Annotated in this window: 19 protein-coding genes; 12 read left to right on the top strand and 7 right to left on the bottom strand. The window is 60.8% G+C overall.

Annotation, left to right across the window (positions count from 1 at the left end; genetic code table 11):
• Nucleotides 1-1,254: an MFS transporter gene (locus tag ACYVNQ_RS18495; protein ID WP_460904011.1), complete on the top strand. Its 1,254-nt coding sequence runs from the start codon at nt 1-3 to the stop codon at nt 1,252-1,254.
• 342 nt (nt 1,255-1,596) lie between these two features.
• On the opposite strand, the gene ACYVNQ_RS18490 is transcribed toward ACYVNQ_RS18495, so the two are convergent.
• Both ACYVNQ_RS18490 and ACYVNQ_RS18485 read right to left on the bottom strand, forming a co-directional pair.
• On the bottom strand, nt 1,597-1,851 hold the full coding sequence (locus tag ACYVNQ_RS18490) for a DUF4148 domain-containing protein (protein ID WP_460904010.1): 255 nt from the start codon (nt 1,849-1,851) through the stop codon (nt 1,597-1,599).
• Between the two features lie 329 nt (nt 1,852-2,180).
• A complete protein-coding gene (locus tag ACYVNQ_RS18485; RefSeq protein ID WP_460904009.1) occupies nt 2,181-3,392 on the bottom strand; it encodes an NAD(P)/FAD-dependent oxidoreductase in 1,212 nt (403 codons plus the stop codon).
• Here ACYVNQ_RS18485 and ACYVNQ_RS18480 point away from each other — a divergent pair.
• The gene (locus ACYVNQ_RS18480; protein WP_460904008.1) at nt 3,391-3,855 is read left to right on the top strand and encodes a hypothetical protein; all 465 of its coding nucleotides are present in this window, start codon (nt 3,391-3,393) and stop codon (nt 3,853-3,855) included. The two genes, ACYVNQ_RS18485 and ACYVNQ_RS18480, sit on opposite strands and share 2 nt — an antisense overlap.
• Here the strand turns inward: ACYVNQ_RS18480 and ACYVNQ_RS18475 are convergent.
• The gene (locus ACYVNQ_RS18475) at nt 3,852-5,549 is read right to left on the bottom strand and encodes a sigma 54-interacting transcriptional regulator (protein WP_460904007.1); all 1,698 of its coding nucleotides are present in this window, start codon (nt 5,547-5,549) and stop codon (nt 3,852-3,854) included. The two genes, ACYVNQ_RS18480 and ACYVNQ_RS18475, sit on opposite strands and share 4 nt — an antisense overlap.
• Nucleotides 5,550-6,081: 532 nt before the next feature.
• On the opposite strand from ACYVNQ_RS18475, the gene ACYVNQ_RS18470 reads away from it, so the two are divergent.
• The 7 genes from ACYVNQ_RS18470 to catA are packed head-to-tail and all read left to right on the top strand — an operon-like array spanning nt 6,082 to nt 11,716.
• Nucleotides 6,082-6,363: a phenol hydroxylase subunit gene (locus ACYVNQ_RS18470; protein WP_460904006.1), complete on the top strand. Its 282-nt coding sequence runs from the start codon at nt 6,082-6,084 to the stop codon at nt 6,361-6,363.
• A 36-nt stretch (nt 6,364-6,399) separates the two neighbouring features.
• Nucleotides 6,400-7,413 carry an aromatic/alkene monooxygenase hydroxylase subunit beta gene (locus ACYVNQ_RS18465; protein ID WP_460904005.1) on the top strand — a complete coding sequence of 338 codons (1,014 nt, stop codon included), beginning with the start codon at nt 6,400-6,402 and terminating at the stop codon, nt 7,411-7,413.
• On the top strand, nt 7,406-7,678 hold the full coding sequence (locus ACYVNQ_RS18460) for an MmoB/DmpM family protein (protein ID WP_460904004.1): 273 nt from the start codon (nt 7,406-7,408) through the stop codon (nt 7,676-7,678). Before ACYVNQ_RS18465 ends, ACYVNQ_RS18460 begins: the two co-directional genes overlap by 8 nt.
• A gap of 20 nt (nt 7,679-7,698) precedes the next feature.
• Complete coding sequence (locus ACYVNQ_RS18455) at nt 7,699-9,285, top strand: aromatic/alkene/methane monooxygenase hydroxylase/oxygenase subunit alpha (RefSeq protein WP_460904003.1); 1,587 nt, start codon at nt 7,699-7,701, stop codon at nt 9,283-9,285.
• A gap of 24 nt (nt 9,286-9,309) precedes the next feature.
• The gene (locus tag ACYVNQ_RS18450) at nt 9,310-9,672 is read left to right on the top strand and encodes a phenol hydroxylase subunit P4 (RefSeq protein ID WP_460904002.1); all 363 of its coding nucleotides are present in this window, start codon (nt 9,310-9,312) and stop codon (nt 9,670-9,672) included.
• Between the two features lie 13 nt (nt 9,673-9,685).
• Nucleotides 9,686-10,750 (top strand): 2Fe-2S iron-sulfur cluster-binding protein, encoded by a 1,065-nt coding sequence (locus tag ACYVNQ_RS18445; RefSeq protein ID WP_460904001.1) that lies wholly within the window; start codon nt 9,686-9,688, stop codon nt 10,748-10,750.
• A gap of 57 nt (nt 10,751-10,807) precedes the next feature.
• Entirely contained in the window at nt 10,808-11,716 is a 909-nt protein-coding gene (gene catA / locus ACYVNQ_RS18440; RefSeq protein WP_460904000.1) for a catechol 1,2-dioxygenase, read from the top strand.
• A gap of 31 nt (nt 11,717-11,747) precedes the next feature.
• On the opposite strand, the gene ACYVNQ_RS18435 is transcribed toward catA, so the two are convergent.
• Nucleotides 11,748-12,263 (bottom strand): hypothetical protein, encoded by a 516-nt coding sequence (locus ACYVNQ_RS18435; RefSeq protein ID WP_460903999.1) that lies wholly within the window; start codon nt 12,261-12,263, stop codon nt 11,748-11,750.
• A gap of 226 nt (nt 12,264-12,489) precedes the next feature.
• Between ACYVNQ_RS18435 and ACYVNQ_RS18430 the strand changes: the two genes are divergently transcribed.
• Genes ACYVNQ_RS18430 through pdxR form a run of 3 tightly spaced genes read left to right on the top strand, consistent with a single transcriptional unit; the run spans nt 12,490 to nt 15,107 of the window.
• Complete coding sequence (locus tag ACYVNQ_RS18430) at nt 12,490-12,993, top strand: GNAT family N-acetyltransferase (protein WP_460903998.1); 504 nt, start codon at nt 12,490-12,492, stop codon at nt 12,991-12,993.
• Nucleotides 12,990-13,601: an FMN-dependent NADH-azoreductase gene (locus tag ACYVNQ_RS18425; RefSeq protein ID WP_460903997.1), complete on the top strand. Its 612-nt coding sequence runs from the start codon at nt 12,990-12,992 to the stop codon at nt 13,599-13,601. Before ACYVNQ_RS18430 ends, ACYVNQ_RS18425 begins: the two co-directional genes overlap by 4 nt.
• Before the next feature lie 51 nt (nt 13,602-13,652).
• The gene (gene pdxR / locus ACYVNQ_RS18420; RefSeq protein ID WP_460903996.1) at nt 13,653-15,107 is read left to right on the top strand and encodes a MocR-like pyridoxine biosynthesis transcription factor PdxR; all 1,455 of its coding nucleotides are present in this window, start codon (nt 13,653-13,655) and stop codon (nt 15,105-15,107) included.
• Between the two features lie 61 nt (nt 15,108-15,168).
• Here the strand turns inward: pdxR and ACYVNQ_RS18415 are convergent, their stop codons facing one another.
• From ACYVNQ_RS18415 to ACYVNQ_RS18405, 3 genes are read right to left on the bottom strand one after another with little or no spacing between them, the layout of a single operon-like run.
• Nucleotides 15,169-16,623: an efflux transporter outer membrane subunit gene (locus tag ACYVNQ_RS18415; protein ID WP_460903995.1), complete on the bottom strand. Its 1,455-nt coding sequence runs from the start codon at nt 16,621-16,623 to the stop codon at nt 15,169-15,171.
• Entirely contained in the window at nt 16,616-19,783 is a 3,168-nt protein-coding gene (locus ACYVNQ_RS18410; RefSeq protein WP_460903994.1) for an efflux RND transporter permease subunit, read from the bottom strand. The genes ACYVNQ_RS18415 and ACYVNQ_RS18410 overlap by 8 nt, the downstream gene beginning before the upstream one ends.
• A gap of 10 nt (nt 19,784-19,793) precedes the next feature.
• Nucleotides 19,794-20,957 carry an efflux RND transporter periplasmic adaptor subunit gene (locus ACYVNQ_RS18405; protein WP_460903993.1) on the bottom strand — a complete coding sequence of 388 codons (1,164 nt, stop codon included), beginning with the start codon at nt 20,955-20,957 and terminating at the stop codon, nt 19,794-19,796.
• Nucleotides 20,958-21,530: the final 573 nt, after the last annotated feature.

Below are 21,530 nucleotides of genomic sequence, written 5' to 3'. Positions count from 1 at the left end.
TTGAAACGCGACATCAATCGCTGGTGGACGGTGTTCGGCGGCGCGGTCTGCGTCTCCGTCGGTGCAGGCGTGTTGTCTGCATTCATGTTCGGCATGTTTATCAAAGCAATCGCCGCTGAGAATCATTGGAGCCGTGCACAGGTTTCACTTGGCTTGACCGTCTTCGAATTTTCAATGGGGCCGGGAACCATCCTTCTCGGCTCGCTGATCGACAAAATGGGGGTGCGTCGCCCTACGCTTATATTTCTGATCCTGTTTGCAGTGTCCACAGCTCTCGTGGGTGTGTTACCGGCGTCTCCATGGATATTTGCACTGGCATTCGTTGCGGTCGGTCTGTTCGCACCCAGCACGAACGCGTTGCCATATGCGAAAGTAATCTGTGCCCGCTTCGACCGCCAGCGCGGGCTGGCACTCGGTTTGATGGTCGGCGGCACGGCAATCGGTGCCATCTTCATGCCGCACTACGCGGGTTACCTGCTCAAGCACTTCGGCTGGCGTGCCGGCTATTTCGGTGTCGCTGCATTAATGGCCGTGTTTTCTGTCCCTGCGCTCTTCTTCCTCGTCAAGATGCCGCCAGGCGTAGACGAGGAGCTTGTGCGCAAAGCGCATGACGCCAGGCGCGAACTTCCATCGCTGTGGGCACTATTGCGCAACGACCGCGTATTCCGTCTGCTGGGCATCTCGATCTTCTGCGTTTCCGGTGTGCTGCTCGCGTTACTTTCGCAGCTGGTACCGATGATGACCGATCGCGGCGAAACGGTCACGGCCGCAGCAACGATGCTGTCGATCGCCGGTTTGACGTCGGCGCTCGGTCGTCTGTTCGCGGGCTGGTTGATGGACCGGGTTCATGCACCTTACTGTGCCGCGCTTTCGTTCGCGCTGACCCTGATCGGCGTGGTCATTCTCGCCATGGGCGCGACCGGTTCCGCAGCCATGATCGCTGCTGCATTCATCGGCGTGTCGATGGGCGCGGAAGCGGACATCATTACGTTCATCGTAAGTCGCTACTTCGATCTGCGCCTGTTTGGCCGGGTAAGTGGCGCGATGTGGATGGCGTGGGGATGGGGTGCCGGCATAATGATCTTTGCGTCCGGGCTATCGTTCGACCTGACACATTCCTACAAGACCGCCCTCTGGACATTCTCAGGCTTCATAGCGGTCGCCGTCGCGTCGATCATGCGCCTCGGGCCCTATGTGTACCCGGAACAACGGGATCCTAAACGTGCCGCACTCGATGCACGTGCTCCCGCCTGATTACCGTCGGCTCTGTTTTATGGGCGCTTTTCCGCGCCTTCTGTTCTCTTATTTTTGGAGAAATTGCTCTCACGCAACATACCAAAAGTCTATTCACATCACATTGCGCCAGTATTTGACCTGGCTGTTCAAGATGCTCTCCCAACGGGGTTAACCCGCAAAACGTTCAATCTTGATTGACACCGCTAATGGCCGCACGTAGAGTTAATCACACGCAAAAACTGGTCCGTCGGTCCGCATAAAGGAACGAGAATTCGACCAGTAGATGGACGGCACGTGCCGACCGAAAGCAAAGGCGCGGCGCTACTGAGGCTTGAAAGAGCCTCGCTTTCGCGCGATGTCTTAGCGCCCTGATTGCGTTGTACCTTGCATATCCGGCCCATATGACGCTGCCGCGGCTCTCCGCTGGTTGAGAACTGCCTGGGCCTGCTCCAGGTTTCCCGGATAGCTGTCGTCGGCAATGCCGGGGTTGTAGCCTACCGCTTCCAGCTGCTCAAGTTCCTTGACCACCTGGGCATGCGTGATGGGCCCGGCCGCATACGACGACAGTGGGATGAGGATGGCAGCCGCACTGACAACATTGGTCACGAGTTTCATGGTCTCCCCCCTTTGGGGATGTGTAGATCTATATGAGTGCCGAGTATACACCTATCAACGCGCACCATAGGGAAACCACTGATTTACACACATAGTGGGACTCGAAATGAATCAGATTGGCGCGGACGCCTGTAACTTATCCTTGCAAATTAAAGCGCTCTTTTGATTTACAGGGCGCGAGCTGTGAGCTCCTCTAACCGCATCAGACCGTTCAAATCTTGGTTTATTTCTGATCGGCTTATGGTTAATTGGTCAGCAACTGACCTGCCAGATCACAAGAGGGTGCTCTTCAACGAACGCCCTCTTTCCACTGATACTGATGCGCTCCGTCAGGCCACGACGATACGGCAGGGATCCGCGCTCGCCAGTACCTCTGCGCGGTCCGCGACCGGTGGGTAGATCCATTCGGTATTGATCTGCCGCTTGAGCGCTTTGGCTTGCGCGCCCGACAGCTTGACCTCGCGATCCCAACCCTCGGTGTACACCGCGCCCCACGAGCCCAAATCCAGACAGGTCACGTATTTCGGCTGACTGTACGGAATCGGTTCCACGCCCAGCAAATCAGCCGCGACATTGTTCCCTGCCGAACGCCCCAGATTCATCGCGTGCTGGCAGGACATCTTCGCGTAGTTGCCTTCGTCATCGGTTGCCGCATACGCGCAGTCGCCGGTTGCAAACACCGCGTCGACACCTTTCACCTTCAGGTTCCGATCGACATGCAGGCGGCCAAAGCTGTCGCGTTCCCCGGGAATCTGCGCAGTCAGGGTGCTGGAGCGTGCGCCCGCGGTCCAGATGACGGTATCCGCATCTATGCGCTCCCCGTTTGCGAGCGTCACCCCTTTCGCATCGACCACCGAAACACCCGAGCCGAGCTTCCATGTCACACCCAACTCGCTCAGCGCTTGTGTGATGACCGGCCGTGGACCCGGACCCAGATCGCGACCCAGCTCGGTATTGCGATCGACAAGCACCACATTCACTGCGGCATCGCTGCCGAGAACCTCACGCAGGCGAGCCGGCATTTCAGCCGCTGTTTCGATTCCGGTGAAGCCCGCGCCTGCGACCACCACGGTGTTGCGCGCGGCACTCTGCGGCCGCCTGGCCAATGCATGAATATGTGCTTCGAGTTGCGCCGCGGCGGCCACCTGGTCGACGTTGAACGCGTGCTGTTCGAGCCCCGGCACGTCCGGCATGAACAGGCGGCTGCCCGCGGCAAGCACCAGACGGTCGTAGCCAAGCTTCGTGCGTGATGGGTTCGCGCCGACTCCGGCCACGCTGACTTGCCGGTTCACCACATCGATTTCCTCGACCTTCCCCTGAATGAACCTGACGCCGACGGCCGCAAAGATGTCTTGCAACGGCGCCCTCATACCGTTGGGATTCTGCTCGTACAGGCGCGGCCGCACGTGCAGTTCGGGCTCCGGTGCAACCAGCGCAATTTCCACGTCGGTGCGCCCGAACTGGTCGAGCAGCCGAGCGGAGGCGAGCGCGCTCCACATGCCGGCAAAGCCGGCGCCAATGACAAGAATGCGTTTTGACATGCTTCACTCTCCTAAAACAAACCGGTTTCATATGTCGAAAGCAGAGTACGGCACGCATGACGAGCTTCGCGTAACGATCACTCACCTCGGTAACTCGGATTGTATTAATCCTAGTTACGAAGAGCAAGAAATTTTGTTGAAAATTGATGAGCAACGCGTTTACCTTGCCGTCTGGCGATCTGTCAGTTATCGTTACTACGACATTGCAAGTCGTAGTTATGAGAAACAGGATGCCATCATGAATGCGGTCCGAGTGGTCGGCGCACTTTGCGCAGTTGCAGTTCTGGTTACCGGCGTTGCCGCGTGGGCGTCGGCAACGGAGTCAGCCTGGATGACAGGCCGTTTGATCGACGAAACGCAGAGCGGCCATCAACTATCGATGACCGACGCTCGTCGTGATGTGAAGACCTGCTACTGCGCATCGGGCGCGTACCCAGCAGACGACGCGCTACAGCTGCGCTAGATTCTCAGCCCGCGGCTCTTGAGCCGATAAACCAGCTGTGGCCGCGTGATGCCGAGCGTACGAGCCGCCGCGGACAGATTCCCGTTGGCACATCGCACCGCGCTTTTCAACAACGCGGTTTCGATATCGTCGAGCGAGGTCCGCTCCACATCGCCGCCCAGCCCCAGCAGCAGGCTATTCACCTTGCGCGTCACGCGCTCCACTTCGTCATCGCAGCCTGGGTCTGGTTGAGTCAGCAACGAGCTCGAGGCCATCAGCGAGCCGTCTTCTCCGACGCCGAACGTCGCCGTATCGATCGACTCGCCGCTGGTGAAAAGATGGCCGATGTCGATTGCGCCGCCATCGTTTGCGAGGATCACGCCGCGCTCGACGATGTTTTCCATTTCGCGGATATTTCCGGGCCAGCTGTAATTCAACATTGCATTCAGCGCGCGCGGTGTAAACCCGGTGACGTCACGTTCGTGGCGCTCGCGATACTTGCGCAGCAAGTGGTTGAGCAGCACCGGCAAGTCTTCGCGCCGCTCGCGCAGCGGCGGCACACGAATCGGGAATACGTTCAGGCGAAAGTACAGATCCTCGCGAAAGCGGCCAGCGACAATCTCTTCACGCAAATCGAGATTCGTCGCAGCCACCACGCGCACATCGATGCGGCGTGTCTCCGTGCCACCTACCCGTTCGATTTCGCCTTCCTGCAACGCACGCAACAGCTTGCCTTGCGCCGTCATGCTGAGAATGCCGATCTCGTCGAGAAACAGCGTGCCGCCGTGCGCGCGCTCGAAGCGCCCCGGGCGGCTTTGTGTCGCATCGGTGAAGCCGCCCTTCTCGACACCGAATAGCTCCGATTCAACCAGCGCGTCGGGAATCGCCGCGCAATTCACCGCGATGAACGGACCGGCGGCGCGCGCGCTGATGCGATGCAGCGTGCGTGCGCAGACCTCCTTGCCCACTCCGCTCTCGCCCAGAAACAGCACGGTCGCACGCGTGTTCGCGACGCGCTTGATCATGTGACACACCGCATTGAAGCCCGGCGATGCGCCAACCATGTTCTCGTCGCCAAATGCACCACCCGCTGTCGATGCTGACGCGCGCAGCGAATTCGCCGCCGATAACCCCTTTGTGAAGGTCTGCGCCTGCATGAAGCGCAGATCCTCGGCGGCCTCCTCGCCCCATGCCTCGACCGGCTTGCCGATGATCCGGCAATGCGCGTGGCCGAGCGCACGGCATTCGACCTCGCGATACAGGATCGGCCGCCCCATGAACACACTCGAATAACCCGCCGCATAACCGAGCTGTGTCCAGCAAACCGGCTCCGCTCCGATGCCATAGATACGGATGTGCTCTTCGTCTTCCGCGCAGTTTTTCCAGATGAATTCGCCGTAATACTCACCACGCTCGACGTCGATCTCGAGCCGCACCGGCTCCACCGCCGTGATGCCTTCGAGCATATGCAGCTGAGGGCCAACAGCAAACATCTCCGTGATGCTGTTTTCAGGGCGCACGCGCCGCGCGAGTTCCGCATCGCGTGCGCCGGAGTTGTAGCCCATCCGCGTGAGCAGGCCGCGCGCCGCGTCGAGCCCGAGGCTCTCGATCAGTTCGCGGCGCAACGTGCCGATCGCGCCGGTATGCACGAGCAGCATGCGCTGCTCATCGAGCCAGATGCGCCCGTCGCCGGGCGAGAAGTGCAGGCGTGACATCAAGTCGGCGATATCAGGATACCGAAGGCTGTCTACCGGCGCGCCTTTAGGCACCACCATCGACATACGATCTTTCGCTTTTGCAGCGTCTCTGTCGCGGTGTGGCATCAGTCGTTCCTCCAGCAGCCTCGATATTTTCGATGCGCCACGATATTCGATGTTCTGTTGCCGCGCAATACACAGCAACCACGCGTGGCTATCGATGAAACGGCGCTATCCGTATGCGCCCTGATACGCATTTGGTCAATCCGAAACGCGGCGTGCGACGCGCTTTTCGAGCATTTGATCAAGCGGTTGCGCAGCGGCAAATCACGCGTTCGCAGGCCGCCTTCGAAGACGCCGCCGCGGTTGCCAGCACGCACAAGGCTTCGCCGCCGCAAGACCACCATAAAAGCATCGCGCGACCGGCGCGCAGACGTTGCGCGCGCATCGATTGGCATACGTCTTGCCCTATAGGGTCCACACGCCGATTCTCGCTCAAATCATCCAGTACCAGAAGCGGCGGCAAACCCCAACCCGAGACACCACGAACATGGATACAGCGACCTCACTGCATATGCAGAAGCCTTCTCCACCCGGCTTCGACATCAACCGGCGCTTCGTCCGTTTCAGAGCGTTAAGCAAAGACGGCTTCGTCGAGTTTGACTTCTCGATTGGCGACCCGGGCCTGAGCGTCGAACTCGTGATGCCGTTTCGCGACTACCAGTCGTTCTGCGTCGCGCATCGTGTGACCTGGCTCACCCGCACCGAGGGCGAAGCGCTCGACGCCGACCAGTCGAAGTGGCGCTATGGGCAGCCTGGGCTGTCCGAATGATTTCCGAACGATCCCCACACGACACAGGAGAGACGAATGCAGATCGACATCAAGACAACCGCCGTGGCACAGGTGCGACAAACCTTCTCGCACGTGGCGCGACGCATCGGCGCAGACAAGCCTGCGTCGCGTTATCAGGAAGCGACGCTGGAACTGCAGCCAGAAGTCAATTTTCACTACCGGCCGCTATGGGAGCCTGAGTTCGAGCTGTACGACAAGGGCCGCACCGCGATCGTGATGAGCGACTGGTATGCGTTCAAGGATCCACGCCAGTACTACTACGGCGCGTATACGACCACCCGCGCCAGACAGCAGGATACGATGGAAAAGAACATCGAGTTCGTCACCAAACGCGGCCTGCTCGCGAATCTGCCCGATGAAGCCAGGGCCCAGATCGCCGCCATCATGGTGCCGCTGCGTCACGTCGAATGGGCGGCCAATACCAACAACTGTTTCGTAACCGGCTACGGCTGGGGCACCGCGATCACGCAGGCGACGATGTTCCACTGCATGGACCGGCTCGGCATTGCGCAGTACCTGTCGCGCATCGGCCTCGTGCTCGACGGCAATCAAGGCACGTCGCTGCTCGACGGCAAGCAACAGTGGCTGAACGATCCGCTGTGGCAAGGCCTGCGGCGTCTGGTCGAGCACATGATGGTCGTCGACGACTGGTTCGAGACCTTCGTTGCGCAGAACCTCGTGCTGGACGGACTGCTTTATCCGCTCGTCTATCGCCATATCGACGCACGCATCTCAGCGCAGCATGGTCCAGGCCTCGGCATGCTCAACGAGTTCGCCATTACATGGTTCGATGAAACCAGCCGCTGGGTCGACGCGACCATCAAGACGGCGGCCGCGGAATCGCCTGCCAATGCAGCATTGCTCGCCCAATGGATTGCGAAATGGCGCAGTGCGACGATCGAAGCTTTGCAGCCGCTTGCAGAAAAAGGGCTCAGCGACGACGCACGGCACGTGATCGAGGAAGTTGCGCAGGCGTTCGATGCACGCGTCGCAAAACAAGGCCTACCGACGGGAGCAAACCATGGCTGATTCCGTGTTTATCGCGTTTCAGGCCAACGAAGACTCGCGTCCGATCATCGAGGCAATCCAGACCGACAACCCGCATGCAGTCGTCAGCCCGTTCCCGGCGATGGTCAAGATCGACGCGATCGGGCGTCTGGTCGTCAGGCGCGAATCGGTTGAAGCGCTGATCGGCCGCAGCTTCGACCTGCGCGAACTGCAACTCAACCTGATCTCGCTCGGCGGCAACATCGTCGAAACCGATGACGAGTTCATCCTCGAATGGAAGGCCTGAACGGCCAGGAGACACATCAAATGAGCACACCACACACACCCAGGAAACTGAGCATCAAGGAAAACTACGCAATGCTCACGCGCGGGCTTGGCTGGGACACCACCTATCAACCGATGGACAAGGTTTTCCCTTACGACCGCTTCGAGGGCATCAAGGTACACGACTGGGACAAATGGGAAGACCCGTTCCGCCTGACGATGGACGCGTACTGGAAGTACCAGGGTGAAAAGGAGCGCAAGCTGTACGCAATCATCGACGCGTTCCAGCAGAACAACGGCCAGTTCAACGTCACCGATCCACGCTATATCAACGCATTGAAGCTGTTCCTGACGGGTGTGAGTCCGCTCGAATACGCGGCGCATCGCGGCTTCGCACTGGCGGGACGCAACTTTCGCGGCGCGAGTGCGCGCATCGCGTGCCAGATGCAGGCGATCGACGAGTTGCGTCATGCACAAACGCAAGTGCACACGATCAGCCACTACAACAAATACTTCAATGGCTTTCACGACTTCAGGCACATGCACGATCGCGTCTGGTATCTGTCGGTGCCGAAGTCGTACTTCGAGGATGCGATGAGCGCGGGGCCGTTCGAATTCGTGACGGCCATCTCGTTCTCGTTCGAGTACGTGCTAACCAATCTGCTGTTCATGCCGTTTATGTCCGGCGCGGCGTTCAACGGCGACATGGCGACCGTCACCTTCGGCTTCTCCGCGCAGTCCGATGAATCGCGGCATATGACGCTCGGCCTCGAAGTGGTCAAGTTTCTGCTGGAGCAAGACCCCGGCAACGTGCCGATCATCCAGAGATGGGTCGACAAGTGGTTCTGGCGCGGCTACCGGCTGCTAACGCTGGTCGCGATGATGATGGACTACATGTTGCCCAAGCGCATCATGTCCTGGCAGGAAGCGTGGGAGACCTACTTCGAAAAGAACGGCGGCGCGCTGTTTCACGACCTCGAACGCTACGGCATCCGGATGCCGAAGTATCACGAGGTAGCGATGAAGGAGAAGGGTCGCCTGTCACACGAGGCATGGGGCATCTTCTACAACTACACGCACGCCGCCGCACTGCATACGTGGATTCCAGAAGAGCACGAGATGCAGTGGCTGAGCGCCAAATATCCGCACACGTTCGACCAGCTGTATCGGCCGCGCCTCGAATATTGGCGTGAACAGCAGCAGGCCGGCAAGCGCTTCTACAACAACACGTTGCCGATGCTGTGCCAGGTGTGCCAGATCCCGATGGCGTTTACCGAGCCAGACGATCCAACAAAGATCTGCTATCGCGAAAGCGACTACCTCGGCAACAAGTTCCATTTCTGCTCGGACGGCTGCAAGGACATCTTCAACCATGAGCCAGAAAAGTACGTACAGGCCTGGATGCCAGTTCAGCAGATCTATCAGGGCAACTGCTTTCCGGACGACGCCGATCCAGCCGCGCCGGACTTCGATCCGATGCGCGAGGTGCTGCGCTACTACCACATTCATGCGGGCGAAGACGGACACGAGTTCCAGGATTCGCCCGATCGCAAGAACTGGCAGCAATGGACCGGCAAGACGGAACGCAGCGCCGCGCCCGCACCCGACGGTCAACCGCAGCCCGTTTGAGAAACCGAGCAAAGGAGACTCGTGATGCCAGTCATCGCACTGAATGAAGGCTACACCGGCGAGATCAGGGACCGGGTAGAAAACTTCCACGGCAAGCAGCTGCTGTTTGTCGGCTGGGAAGACCACCTGATGTTTTGCGCGCCGCATTGCATTGCGGTCGTGCCCACGCTGCCGTTCAAGACGCTCGTCGATGAATTGCTTCCCGCGATGTATGCCTCGCACCCGGACTGGCAGCGCGTCGATCTGCGTCAGGCGCAGTGGTACCGGTCAGGTGAACCTTTCATGCCGGACCCCGAGCAGACCTTGCAACAGAACGGCCTCGGCCACAAGGCGGTCATCCGCTTTCGTACGCCGGGCCTGACCGGCATCGCCGGGTCATGCAGCTGACGGAGATGATGCAATGAGTTATCAACTGACCATCGAGCCGATCGGCCAGACGATCGACATCGAGGACGAGCAGACCATCCTCGACGCGTGCATGCGAGCCGGTGTGTGGTTGCCGCATGCCTGCTGTCACGGCCTGTGCGCAACCTGCAAGGTGCAGGTACTGGACGGCGAGATCGAACACGGCCCCGCATCGCCGTTCGCGCTGATGGATTTCGAGCGCGATGAGCGCAAATGTCTGGCGTGCTGTGCGACCGCGCAATCGGACCTGACGATCGAAGCCGACATCGACGACGACGAAGATGCGCTGCATTTCCCGGTACAAGACTTCACCGGGCGCATCAAGGAAATGGTCGATCTGACGCCGACCATCAAAGGCATCTTTGTCGAACTGGCAGGCAACGGCATCGACTTTCAGGCGGGGCAATATGTGAATGTGCATATCCCCGGCGAAAGCGTGCCGCGCGCCTTTTCGCTCGCCGACAAACCCGCTTCGCGCACACTGATCGAATTAAACGTGCGACGCGTGCCAGGCGGCAAAGGCACGGGTTATCTGCACGAACAACTGGGCGCCGGCGACGAACTCCGTTTTAGCGGACCGTATGGGCGCTTTTTCGTGCGCAAGTCCGACCCGAAGCCGGTGATGCTGCTGGCGGGCGGCTCGGGGCTGTCGAGCCCGAAATCGATGTTGATCGACTTGCTGCACGAGAACGACCGGCGACCCATCACGCTGGTATACGGCGCACGCAATCGCGCGGAGCTGTACTACCACGAGCTGTTCCTGCAACTCCAGCACGAGCATCAGAACTTTACCTACGTACCCGCGCTTTCCAACGAAGCCGAGCAATCGCCGTGGTGCGGCTTTCGCGGTTTCGTGCACGACGCAGCCAAAGCGCATTTCGATGGCGATTTTCGCGGCCACAAGGCGTACCTGTGTGGCCCGCCGGTGATGATCGAAGCGGCGATCCGCACGCTGATGCAAGGTCAGCTGTTCGAACGCGATATCTACACGGAGAAGTTTCTCACCAGTGCGGACGGCGCCGATGCGCTTGCGAAAAGTCCGCTGTTCAAGTCGATCTGACGGCACATCAATTCAGAACCCCAGACTCACCTCACCTGGAATCAACGGAGTTGCAATATGAAACGTCATGCCATCGATGCCCTTTTGCAAAAGATCAACGACAGCGCAATCAGCGAAGGGAATCCACGCACGAAATCTATCGTCAACCGGATCGTGCGCGACCTGCTGTGCACGATCGAGGATTTCGACATCACGCCCAGCGAATTCTGGACCGCACTCAATTTTCTCAGCGAGGCGGGACAGCGCCTTGAATTCGGTCTGATCGCGGCAGGGCTTGGCCTCGAGCATTTTCTCGACCTGCGGCTCGATGAAACGGAACAGCAAGCCGGACTCGAAGGCGGGACGCCCCGCACGATCGAAGGGCCGCTCTATGTGGCCGGCGCACCCGAATTCGTTGCTCACGCCCGCATCGACGACGGCGCCGAACCAGGCGAACCGCTGGTGATGCGCGGGCGTGTGCTCGGCGCAAACGGCATGCCGCTGGCAAACGCGCTGGTCGAAGTGTGGCACGCGAATCATCTGGGTAACTACTCGTACTTCGACAGATCGCAGCGCGAGTTCAATCTGCGCGGCGCGATCCACACTGATGCAAACGGCCGCTACAGCTTTCGCAGTGTCGTGCCGGTCGGCTATAGCGTGCCACCGGACAGCAAGACCCAGCAACTGCTCGATCAGCTTGGCAGGCATGGCCATCGTCCCGCGCATATTCACTTTTTCGTCACCGCGCCCGGTCATCGCAAGCTCACCACGCAGATCAACATTGCAGGCGATCCGCACCTGTGGGACGACTTCGCGTTTGCGACACGCGACGGCCTGATCCCGGAACTGCTGGCCGCCGAAGGTGACGAAGGCAAACCGTACGGGCTCGACGGCAAGTTCACGTTAATCGAATTCGATTTTGCTCTGACGCGCGATCGTGCAGACTTGCCACGCGCTGAAGTGGAGCGCGCGCGCGCCAACGCCTGAACCAGCCAAACATGGATGCGCCCCACCGCAGTTACGCGGGGCGCAGGCCATGGGCGTTACGGGTCGTTATCGCGCGGCCGACCTTCAGGCGTAGCGCAACATGCGCAAGCCGTGCACCGTCCACTGAAACATCCAGCACGCTGGCCGATTCCTCATAAGTCAGACCTTCGACCTCTACAAGCAGCAACAACGCGCGCTCGTGCGAAGCAAGCGAGCGGAATTCGAACAGAATGCGCGCATGCATCCGCCTTGTGCGGCTGCGCCAGTTACGACCTGCCGCCGCCGGGTGCCGCGGCTTCGTCTCGCAATGCGAGCGGCTGTCGGGCGCCGCCATGTTGCCATTGCGGCTGAATGCGGCATGCGCGGCTGCCAGCATGCGCACGAAGGTGTCGCGTTCAGAGCGTCCGTTGCTGGCCTTGAGCTCTGTGTCGCACGCATGGGCCACCATCGACTCGGCAAGCGGTTCATCTTCAGTCAGTCGATATGCAAAGCACCAGACCCGTTTAACCAGCGTACGCAGCACAGCCGCGTCGAAAACTGCATTCATACCTCATACCCCTGATGAACACCTTCCGCATAACTACGATTTGCCTAATCGCAGTAATATGCCTGTAAAGATTAGCGCACACCTTTTCCATGCGCAAGGTGTCGATCGATAAGCACTGGCCAGGGCCGAGACAGGACAACGCTGACGCAATCTTGGTCCACTCCGAATGACGATTCACGGGCCTGAACCCGCGTCCACCCCGGCAGTAAACTGGTACACGCCCGATATGCAAATCAGCAAGGAAACCACCATGCCAAGCTCGCACAGCGCACCGCAATCCACATCCGAGACCGTCGTCCTGCGGCATGCAGCCAGTCGCGAAGAGTTGATTGCCTGCTTTCCAGTGATCGCCCAATTGCGCCCTTATCTGAAAGACGCAGCGCAATGGGTGGACCGCGCATTAAAAATGACACCTGCGGGCTATCGTGTGCTTGCAGCGTGGAATGGCGAGAACGTCGTTGCCATCGCCGGCTATCGCGTGATGGAAAACCTGATCCACGGACGCTTTCTGTATGTCGACGATCTGGTAACCGCCGAGCGCCACCGTGGTAGCGGCCTGGGCTCCGCATTGCTAACCGAATTGTCTTCGCTCGGAGCCAATGAACACTGCAGCCGGCTGGTTCTCGATACCGCGGCAGCAAATGCCGGTGCGCGCCGCTTCTACAGGCGCGAGGGCTTGTTCGATCTGGCCATCGGTTTCATCAAGCCATTGGACGCGGGGGTCCTGTGAACATCCTCCATATCGATTGCAGCCCCAGAACGCAGTCGCATAGCCGCCAGCTTTCGGCGGCGATCGTCGACCGGCTGCTTGGCGCGGACCCGCATGCGAACATCACGCGCCGCGATCTCGGCCGCCAACCGATACCGCACGCCAACGAAGACTACGCCATCACCTTGTCTTCCCCGGCGGCATGGGCTGCCGGTTTGCAAGGCCATGCGATGCAGTTGTCCGAGCAACTGATTCAGGAGCTCGAAGCGGCCGACGTTATCGTGATCGGCACGCCGATGAACAATTTCACGATTCCATCGGTGTTCAAGGCGTGGATCGACCAGATCTTGCGGATCGGCAGAACCATGGCTGCGACGCCAGGCGGCAAGGTAGGGCTGTTGCGTGATCGTCCGGTGTTCGTCGGTATTGCTTCCGGCGGCATCTTTTCGGGCGACAAGGCTAACCAGCCGGACTTTCTCACGCCCTACCTGTCGGCCGCATTGGGCTGCGTGGGATTGAAAACGCTCCATTTTCTGCCGCTCCAGGGCACGGCATCGCGCAACCCGCAATCGGTTGCGGCTGCGCGGAGTGCGCTGCTTGCCAGCATCGACACGGCTGCGCTCGTTTAATGTCGCCTGGACGGCATGCCGAGTTCCGCCGCGAACCCTACGGATAAACCGATGAAACAGGTGACACCGCTGCAAATGGACGGGCTGACGCTGGATCGCGTCGGCCCGACGTCGCTTGCCGAACAGATTTCGCGTCACGTCGAAGTAGCGATCGCCGAAGGTTCCCTGCCGCCCGGCGCACGCCTGCCGTCGTGGCGCGACCTCGCCGCACAACTTGGCGTGGCGCGCGGTACCGTGAAAGCGGCCTACGAGAAACTGATCGACAAACAGTTGATCATCACCGCAGGTTCCGCGGGCACACGCGTTGTCAGCCGCTTGCCGGCAACGCTCTCCCATACGCCCGTCACCGCAGACGCCGACACCCTGATTCCGCGTGAGTTCCGCTATCGGTCCGACCAGACGCTTGTCTTCCAGATGGGCGTGCCGGCTCACGACGCATTCCCCGCAACACTATGGTCGCGCCTGCATCGGCAAGCCGTGCAATTTACGTCGTGGCGCACCGGTTATTCCGACCCGCGCGGTCTCGCCGAACTCCGCCTGGCACTCGCGTCGCACGTCGCGATTGCGCGCGGCATCGAATGCTCACCGGAACAGATCATCGTGACGTTCGGGTACCGCGGCGCGCTGGCGCTCGCGCTGCGTGCAATCGACGCAGCCGGCAAGCAGGCCTGGGTCGAAGATCCGGGCTACCCTGTCACGCGTTTTGCGCTCGAGCTCTCCGGTGTGCATCCAGTCGCGGTGCAAGTTGACGATGCGGGCTTCAACGTCAAGCGGGCGCGCGAACTGGCGCCACGCGCGGCACTCGCGATCGTCACACCGGGGCAACAGGCGCCAAGCGGCGTCACGCTCGCCGCGCATCGCCGCGCCGAACTGCTGCAATGGGCCATGGAAGCAGGCGCATGGATCGTCGAAGACGACTATCTCGCCGAACTGCATCTATCGGGGCGGCCTGCTAACGCGCTGGCCTCGCGCGGCGGCGCCGATCGGGTGATCCATATCGGCTCGTTCAGCAAGACCATCAGCCCGGCATTGGGCATTGGCTTTCTCGTCACGCCCTTGCCGCTTGCGCGCCGCCTGATCGAGGTGGCCACGTGGCTCGGCGCACCGCCGAACGCCGCCATTCAACTGGCGCTTGCCCGATTCTTGCGCGAAGGGCACTACCTGCGCCATTTGCGACGCATGCGCAGCCTTTACGCGCAGCGCAGGCAGTGTCTGGTGCACACGCTAAGACGATTCGGCGTCGAAAGCGCGTCGCCTGCCGGCTTGTCCGTCATGCTGCCGCTGCCTAATGGTTTCGACGATGTGGGCCTGACGGGACCGGCCCACGCCGCCGGTCTCGGTGCCGCGCCACTTTCGCCATGGTTTGCCGACGCGTCGCGCTCCCGCGCCGGCCTGTTGCTCGGCATCACCAATGTGCTGGAACAGACCATCGAACAGGACTGCCGCCGCTTGCTGGCGTTGATCGGCGATCCACCGCATGGAGCAGGGAGCGCGGCGCCGCCCTGATCGCCAGCGCCGGCGTGTGACGTTCAGGCAATGCACCCGCCCGGCATGCTGGCCTTCAAACTTATCCTGCAGCATTTTGAGTCAGCGTTTGCGGCATCTGCTTTTGCGACCATCCGCCCGCAAGCGCCCGATACAGCGACACGGCAGCGCTCGCGCTGCGCGTGCGGCCGTCGGCAAACGCGTCTTGCGCCAGCAGCAGTTGCCGTTCGGCATCGAGCACTTCGAACAGATCGATCAGTCCCGCCTGGTAGCGAACGCGTGCCAGTTGCGCCGCCTGCGCGCTGTCTTTTGCCGCACGCTGCAGATGTTCGTCTTCAGCTTGCGTATGCGAGTAGAGCACCAGTGAATTCTCGGTATCTTCCAGCGCGAGCAGCACGGTCTGCTGATACTGCGACAACAATCCCGCCGTATCCGCGCGCGCGGCGACAAGACGCGCACGCACGCGCCCCACATCGAGAAACGACCAGTCGACACCGAGTGCAGCGAAACTCGTCTGGCTATCCGCGGTAAATAGCGAACTGGCCGCAAAGGCCTGGCTGCCGATCAGCCCGATGAAACTTACTCGCGGGAACAGATCTGCAGTGGCGACACCGACGCGAGCCGTGGCTGCGTGCAACCGCTGTTCAGCCGCCGCTACGTCCGGCCGTCTGCGCAACAGGCTGGCCGGCGTGCCGGGATCGATCGCTGCCGGCAGCTGCGGCAGCGGTTTGGCCTGGTCGAGGCCCGCCAGCGTACCAGGCTGCTTTCCGGTCAGTACCGCGAGCCGGTTTTCATCGACCGCGATGCGCGCCTCCAGCGCGGGAATGCGTGCCAGCGTCGATTCGTATTGCTCACGCGCTCGTGCGATGTCGAAATCCGAACCGCGTCCCGAGTTGACGCGGGCTTGGACGATCTGCAGCGTTTCCAGCTGGTTCTGCGCGTTCTCGCGGGCAATCCGCAAACGCTCCTGCGAACCTCGCAGGTCCACATAAGTGCTGGCGACCTGCCCCGCAATCGCCACCTGCAACGCGCTGAAATCCGCCGCGCTGGCCGCGGTTTCCGCGCGTGCGGCTTCGACACTTCGCCTCACCCGGCCGAACAGGTCCAGTTCCCAGCTAGCGTTCGCCGCAAGGCTGAACGTATTGGTATTACGTTCGTCGAGCGAAGCACCAAACGCCTGATCCTTGCTCAGGCGCTGATGTCCCGCCTGGCCACTGGCCGTGACAGTCGGATATCGATCGAATCTGGCCTGACGTAGCAGCGCGTTGGCCCGGTCATAGTTGGCTAGCGCCGAGCGCAAATCGTGGTTCGCAGCCAACGCCTGCTCAACCAGCCCGGTTAGCTGAGGATCGTTGAAGCCGTTCCAGAACGCTTCGTCCGCTCGCGATGGATCGCTCGCCGCCTGGTCGGCATCGTTGTGTGATACATCGCGCGTGAAATGCGCAGGAGTCTGTGTGACCGGGGTTTGAAAATCCGGCCCGACCGCGCAGCCGCCCAGCGTTCCCGCCACCGCCAGCGCAGCGATCAGCTTATTCATGATGAGTCTCCACAACCGCGCCCATGCGCCGCGTCGCCAGACGATGTCCAAGCTTGCGGATCACGACATAGAACACCGGTGTCAAAAATAGACCGAACAGCGTCACGCCCAGCATTCCCGAAAACACCGTGATGCCCGTCGCCTTACGCACTTCGCTGCCTGCGCCATGCCCCAGCAGCAAGGGCACCGATCCGGCGATAAACGCTACCGACGTCATCACGATCGGACGCAAGCGAAGGCGGCACGCTTCGAGTGCTGCAGCAACGGTGCTCTTCCCCTGCAATTCAAGTTCACGCGCAAACTCGACGATCAGAATCGCGTTCTTGCACGCCAGTCCCATCAGCACGACCAGCCCCACCTGTACGAATACGTTGTTGTCTCCGTCGGTCAGCCAGACGCCCAGCAGCGCCGCACACATGCACACCGGCACGATCAGAATGACCGCTAGCGGCAGTGTCCAGCTTTCATACAGCGCTGCGAGCACCAGAAACACCAGCATGACCGCGAGCGGAAATACGATGACAGCCGCGTTGCTCTGCGTGACCTGCTGATAGCTGAGGTCGGTCCATTCGAGCTTGATGCCAGTCGGCAGCACTTTTTGGGCAATCTCGTCCAGCTTCGCAAGCGTTTCCGCGGAAGACAATACGCGTGGGTCCGCATCGCCGATCAGATCCGCCGCCGGATAGCCGTTGTAACGAATCACCGGGTCTGGCCCGTAGGTGGGAGCGATCGTTACCATCGAACCGATCGGCACCATTTCTCCGCGTGAATTGCGGGTGCGCAGGTTTGCGATATCGGCCGCATGCTGCCGGTATTGCGTATCGGCCTGAGCCATCACCCGATAGACACGCCCGAACTGATTGAAGTCGTTCACGTACACCGAGCCCAGATACGTCTGCAAGGTTTCGAACAGGTCGGACAGCGCGACGCCCTGCGCCTTGGCCTTGACCCGATCGATCTTGACCTCGAGCTGCGGGATGTTGGCCTGGTACGAACTGACCGGATACGTCATGCCCGGCGTTTGGGCAACCGCGGCGCGAAACGCATCCAGTGCGTTTTGCAACGCGCCATAGCCGAGGCCGCCGCGATCCTCCAGAAACAGCGAGTAGCCGGAACCATTACCCAGCCCTTGAATCGGCGGCGGCATCAACGCGTAAGCGAAGCCGTCCTGGATCTGCGCGAACTTCTGGGCCAGTTCCGCGTTGATCTCCACCGCACTGCGCTTGCGCTGGTCGAACGGCTTGAGCACCACATAGCTGGCCGTCAGATTCGGCGTATTGACGGTCTGCAGCGCGTTAAAACCCGCGTAAGAAGTCACCAGATCGACGCCGTCGACCGTATGCGCGACTTCATTGATCCGACGCGCCACCTTCACGGTCCGCTCGAGCGACGCCCCCTCCGGTAACTTCGCACCGGCGAACAGATACAGCTTGTCCTGCGTCGGGATAAAGCCACCCGGTACGCTGTGAAACAGCAATGCCGTCACCGCCAGCAAGCCGAAATACACCGCAAATACCGCACCGCGCAGCCCGAAAGTTTTCTTGACCGCATGCTCGTATTGCTGCGACGTGCGGTGAAAGAAACGGTTGAATGGGCGGAACAGCCAGCCCAGTACGCGATCGATCGCGCGCGTCAGCAGGTCCTCGCGGCCGCCGTGACGTCTGAGCAGTTTCGCCGCCAGAGCCGGCGATAACGTCAGCGAGTTGATCGCCGAGATCACGGTCGAGATCGCGATCGTCACCGCAAACTGTTTGTAGAACTGCCCCGTCACGCCGGTCAGGAACGTCATCGGCACGAAGACCGAGCACAGCACCAGCGCAATCGCGATGATCGGGCCGGAGACTTCGCGCATCGCCTTGTGCGCGGCTTCGCGTGGCTCAAAGCCTGCATCGATATAGCGCTCGACGTTTTCGACCACGACGATCGCATCGTCGACCACGATGCCGATGGCCAGTACCAGACCGAACAACGTCAGCGTATTGATCGAAAAGCCGAGTATGTACAGAAACGCGAAGGTCCCGACAATCGACACGGGTACGGCCACCAGCGGAATGATCGACGCGCGCCACGTTTGCAGAAACAGGATCACCACCAGCACGACCAGCACCACGGCTTCCAGCAGCGTGTGCTGCACCGCGCGGATCGAATCCCGCACGAAGATCGTCGGGTCCCATACGGCCTTGTACGCGACACCGGCCGGGAAATTCACCGAAAGCTCTTTTAGCTTCGCATAGACCGCATCGGCAACCGCGAGCGAGTTCGCGCCCGGCGACAGGTAAATACCGATCGTCGACGAGTTCTGGTCGTCCTTGAAGGTGCGCATCGTGTAGTCGCCGGCCGCGAGTTCGACACGCGCAACATCCGACAGGCGCACGACCTGACCCTGCTCGCCGTTCTTGATCACGATATTGCCGAATTCCTGCTCGGTGCGCAGGCGCCCCTGCACATTGATCGACATCAGAAAATCGGTTGCAGCGGGCGTCGGCTCCGCGCCAAGTTGCCCGGCCGACACCTGCACGTTCTGCTCACGGATCGCGCTAACCACGTCGCCTGCAGTCAGGCCACGCGAATTGAGCCGGTTCGGGTCGAGCCACACGCGCATTGCGTAGTCGCCGGAACCATAGAGACCGACGTCGCCGATGCCAGGCAGGCGCGATAATTCGTCCTTGATACGCAAGGTCAGATAGTTGCGCAGATACAGCGAGTCATAACGGTTGTCCGGCGAGTACAGGCTCACGTACATCAACGGCGTGGGCGACTGCTTCTGTGTGGTCACACCGTACTGACGCACCTGTTCAGGCAAACGGCTGAGGGCCTGGCTGACGCGGTTCTGCACGCGCACCGCGGCCGTATCCGGATCGACCCCGGGAAGAAAGGTCACCACCACCTGCAAGCTACCGTCGGAACCCGATACGGACTTCATGTACATGATGCCCTCGACGCCGTTGATGGCCTCCTCAAGTGGCGTTGCAACGGATTCGGCGGTCTCTTTCGGGTTCGCGCCGGGGTAGGTTGCATGCACCACCACCGTGGGCGGAACGACCTCCGGATACTCGCCGGCCGGCAGCAGCGGAATTGCAATCAGGCCCACTGCAAAAATGATGATCGACAGCACAATGGCGAAGATCGGCCGGTCGATGAAAAATTTGGAGAAATCCATCGCTAGCCTCTCAATCAACCGTCGCGTTGTTGCCGGCAAGGCCTGCTCGCGCATCGGTCTTACCCATCGAAGCGGGCGTCGGCTTCACGGCTGCACCGGAGAAATAGACCCGCTGCAGCCCACTGACGATCACCCTGTCTGTCGCGGCAAGCCCGGACTCGACCACGCGCAGGCCGTCAATCGTCCGGCCCAGCGTGACGTCCTTGCGCAGTGCCTTGTCGCCGGGCCCAACGACATAGACGTACTTGCGATCCTGATCGGTGAGAACCGCTTTGTCGTCGATCAGCAGTGCGGCGAACCGGTCGCTGCCGGGGAACTGAACGTGTGCATACAAGCCCGGCGTAAGCAGATGATTTGGATTCGGCACCACGGCGCGCGCCCGGATCGTGCCGGTGGCCGGATCCAGCTGATTGTCGAGGAAGTTGACGGTGCCTGAGCGCGGAAAACCGGTATCGTTGGCGAGGCCGATTTGCACCCGTTGCGCCGGAGCGCTGCCGACCGCTTTGCTGGCGCGTTCGAGATAGCGCAGATAGCTGTGCTCGTCCGCATCGAAATACACATACACCGGGTCTTGCGACACGACCGTAGTCAGCAGTGTCTGATCCGCCTGGGCCAGGTTGCCTACCGTGAGCATCGCACGGCCAGCTCGCCCGTTGATCGGCGAACGTACTTCGGTAAAGTCCAGATTCAGGCGGGCTGTCGCGAGCGCTGCCTCTGCAGCGCGAACCTCAGCGTTCGACTGCTGATACGTGGAATGGCGTGTTTCCAGTTCCTCCATGGAGATCGCCTTGCTGTCGATCAGCGCCTGGGCGCGCCGGTCCTGCGCCAGTGCGAGCGTCGCCGTCGCCCGCGCACGTTCGAGTTGCGCCTGCGCACTTGCCAGCGCATCGCGATAGGGCCGCTGGTCGATCACGAACAGCACGTCTCCTTTCCTGACGTCCTGCCCTTCGGTGTACAGCAGGCGTTCGACATAGCCGCTGACTCGCGCCCGCAATTCGACGGTATCGATCGCACTGATCCTGCCGTTGAATTGATCCCATTCCTGTACCGTCTTCGATACGACAGGCGCGACGCCTACCGTTGGAGGCGGCGGCGCGGCAGCGGCACCTTCCGAATTTCTACATGCAGCGCAGGCAACGCCCAATACACCCATAGCGACGGCTCGAAGCAGCATCGCAAAGGCTCGACTCGGTATGACCGCTCGCGCACGAGTTCTGGTCTGCATCTTCATAGCTGATATCTCCACAACGTACCGCACGACGAGCGCTCTTGAACCGATTCGTCATGCCATCCCACACGGATCGTTAAAAGGTCCTGGGGGAACCATGATGCAACCTTGGGCGAAAGGCAGAAAGAGCCAACTTTGTGCTGCCCGTATGGACCAAAGTACGATTCGACAGGGCGTGCGTATCCCGCCCTGAATCACCCGGGAATCTCAACATGCTTCGCAAAGCACCATCGCCCGATGCGACGATGCTCGACGGGCGAAGCGAGTATATACGAATACTACGATTCACTGTGTCGTAGTATCAACACCAACCCGATACAGCAGGGCACCGATTGCTTCGACGAATCGCACTTGCATGGAGCGACCGTTGAGGGGTTTCACCCGGTACGCAGACGCACCGTTGATGCGGCGTGGTAAGTTCCATCATTCACTCCGTCAGCCGGGCCGACAGGTCAGCACGCGTCCTTCGTCAGCTGCCCCGACGAAGCCCCTCGCAGGCGCGCCGTCACGCGTCCGGAC

It is taken from the genome of Paraburkholderia jirisanensis (assembly GCF_054782355.1).
Note: the sequence above shows the minus strand (reverse complement) of the source record. Positions and strands in the feature narration are given on the sequence as shown.

Bases quoted from the DNA above. Each gene is read 5' to 3' on its own strand.
- ACYVNQ_RS18490 (WP_460904010.1), bottom strand. From the start codon at position 1,851: ATGAAACTCGTGACCAATGTTGTCAGTGCGGCTGCCATCCTCATCCCA.
- ACYVNQ_RS18415 (WP_460903995.1), bottom strand. From the start codon at position 16,623: ATGAATAAGCTGATCGCTGCGCTGGCGGTGGCGGGAACGCTGGGCGGC.
- ACYVNQ_RS18410 (WP_460903994.1), bottom strand. From the start codon at position 19,783: ATGGATTTCTCCAAATTTTTCATCGACCGGCCGATCTTCGCCATTGTG.
- ACYVNQ_RS18465 (WP_460904005.1), top strand. From the start codon at position 6,400: ATGCAGATCGACATCAAGACAACCGCCGTGGCACAGGTGCGACAAACC.
- ACYVNQ_RS18445 (WP_460904001.1), top strand. From the start codon at position 9,686: ATGAGTTATCAACTGACCATCGAGCCGATCGGCCAGACGATCGACATC.
- ACYVNQ_RS18405 (WP_460903993.1), bottom strand. From the start codon at position 20,957: ATGCTGCTTCGAGCCGTCGCTATGGGTGTATTGGGCGTTGCCTGCGCT.
- ACYVNQ_RS18435 (WP_460903999.1), bottom strand. From the start codon at position 12,263: ATGAATGCAGTTTTCGACGCGGCTGTGCTGCGTACGCTGGTTAAACGG.
- ACYVNQ_RS18460 (WP_460904004.1), top strand. From the start codon at position 7,406: ATGGCTGATTCCGTGTTTATCGCGTTTCAGGCCAACGAAGACTCGCGT.
- ACYVNQ_RS18475 (WP_460904007.1), bottom strand. From the start codon at position 5,549: ATGTCACGCCTGCACTTCTCGCCCGGCGACGGGCGCATCTGGCTCGAT.
- ACYVNQ_RS18485 (WP_460904009.1), bottom strand. From the start codon at position 3,392: ATGTCAAAACGCATTCTTGTCATTGGCGCCGGCTTTGCCGGCATGTGG.
- ACYVNQ_RS18450 (WP_460904002.1), top strand. From the start codon at position 9,310: ATGCCAGTCATCGCACTGAATGAAGGCTACACCGGCGAGATCAGGGAC.
- ACYVNQ_RS18455 (WP_460904003.1), top strand. From the start codon at position 7,699: ATGAGCACACCACACACACCCAGGAAACTGAGCATCAAGGAAAACTAC.
- ACYVNQ_RS18470 (WP_460904006.1), top strand. From the start codon at position 6,082: ATGGATACAGCGACCTCACTGCATATGCAGAAGCCTTCTCCACCCGGC.
- pdxR (WP_460903996.1), top strand. From the start codon at position 13,653: ATGAAACAGGTGACACCGCTGCAAATGGACGGGCTGACGCTGGATCGC.
- catA (WP_460904000.1), top strand. From the start codon at position 10,808: ATGAAACGTCATGCCATCGATGCCCTTTTGCAAAAGATCAACGACAGC.
- ACYVNQ_RS18480 (WP_460904008.1), top strand. From the start codon at position 3,391: ATGCTTCACTCTCCTAAAACAAACCGGTTTCATATGTCGAAAGCAGAG.
- ACYVNQ_RS18430 (WP_460903998.1), top strand. From the start codon at position 12,490: ATGCAAATCAGCAAGGAAACCACCATGCCAAGCTCGCACAGCGCACCG.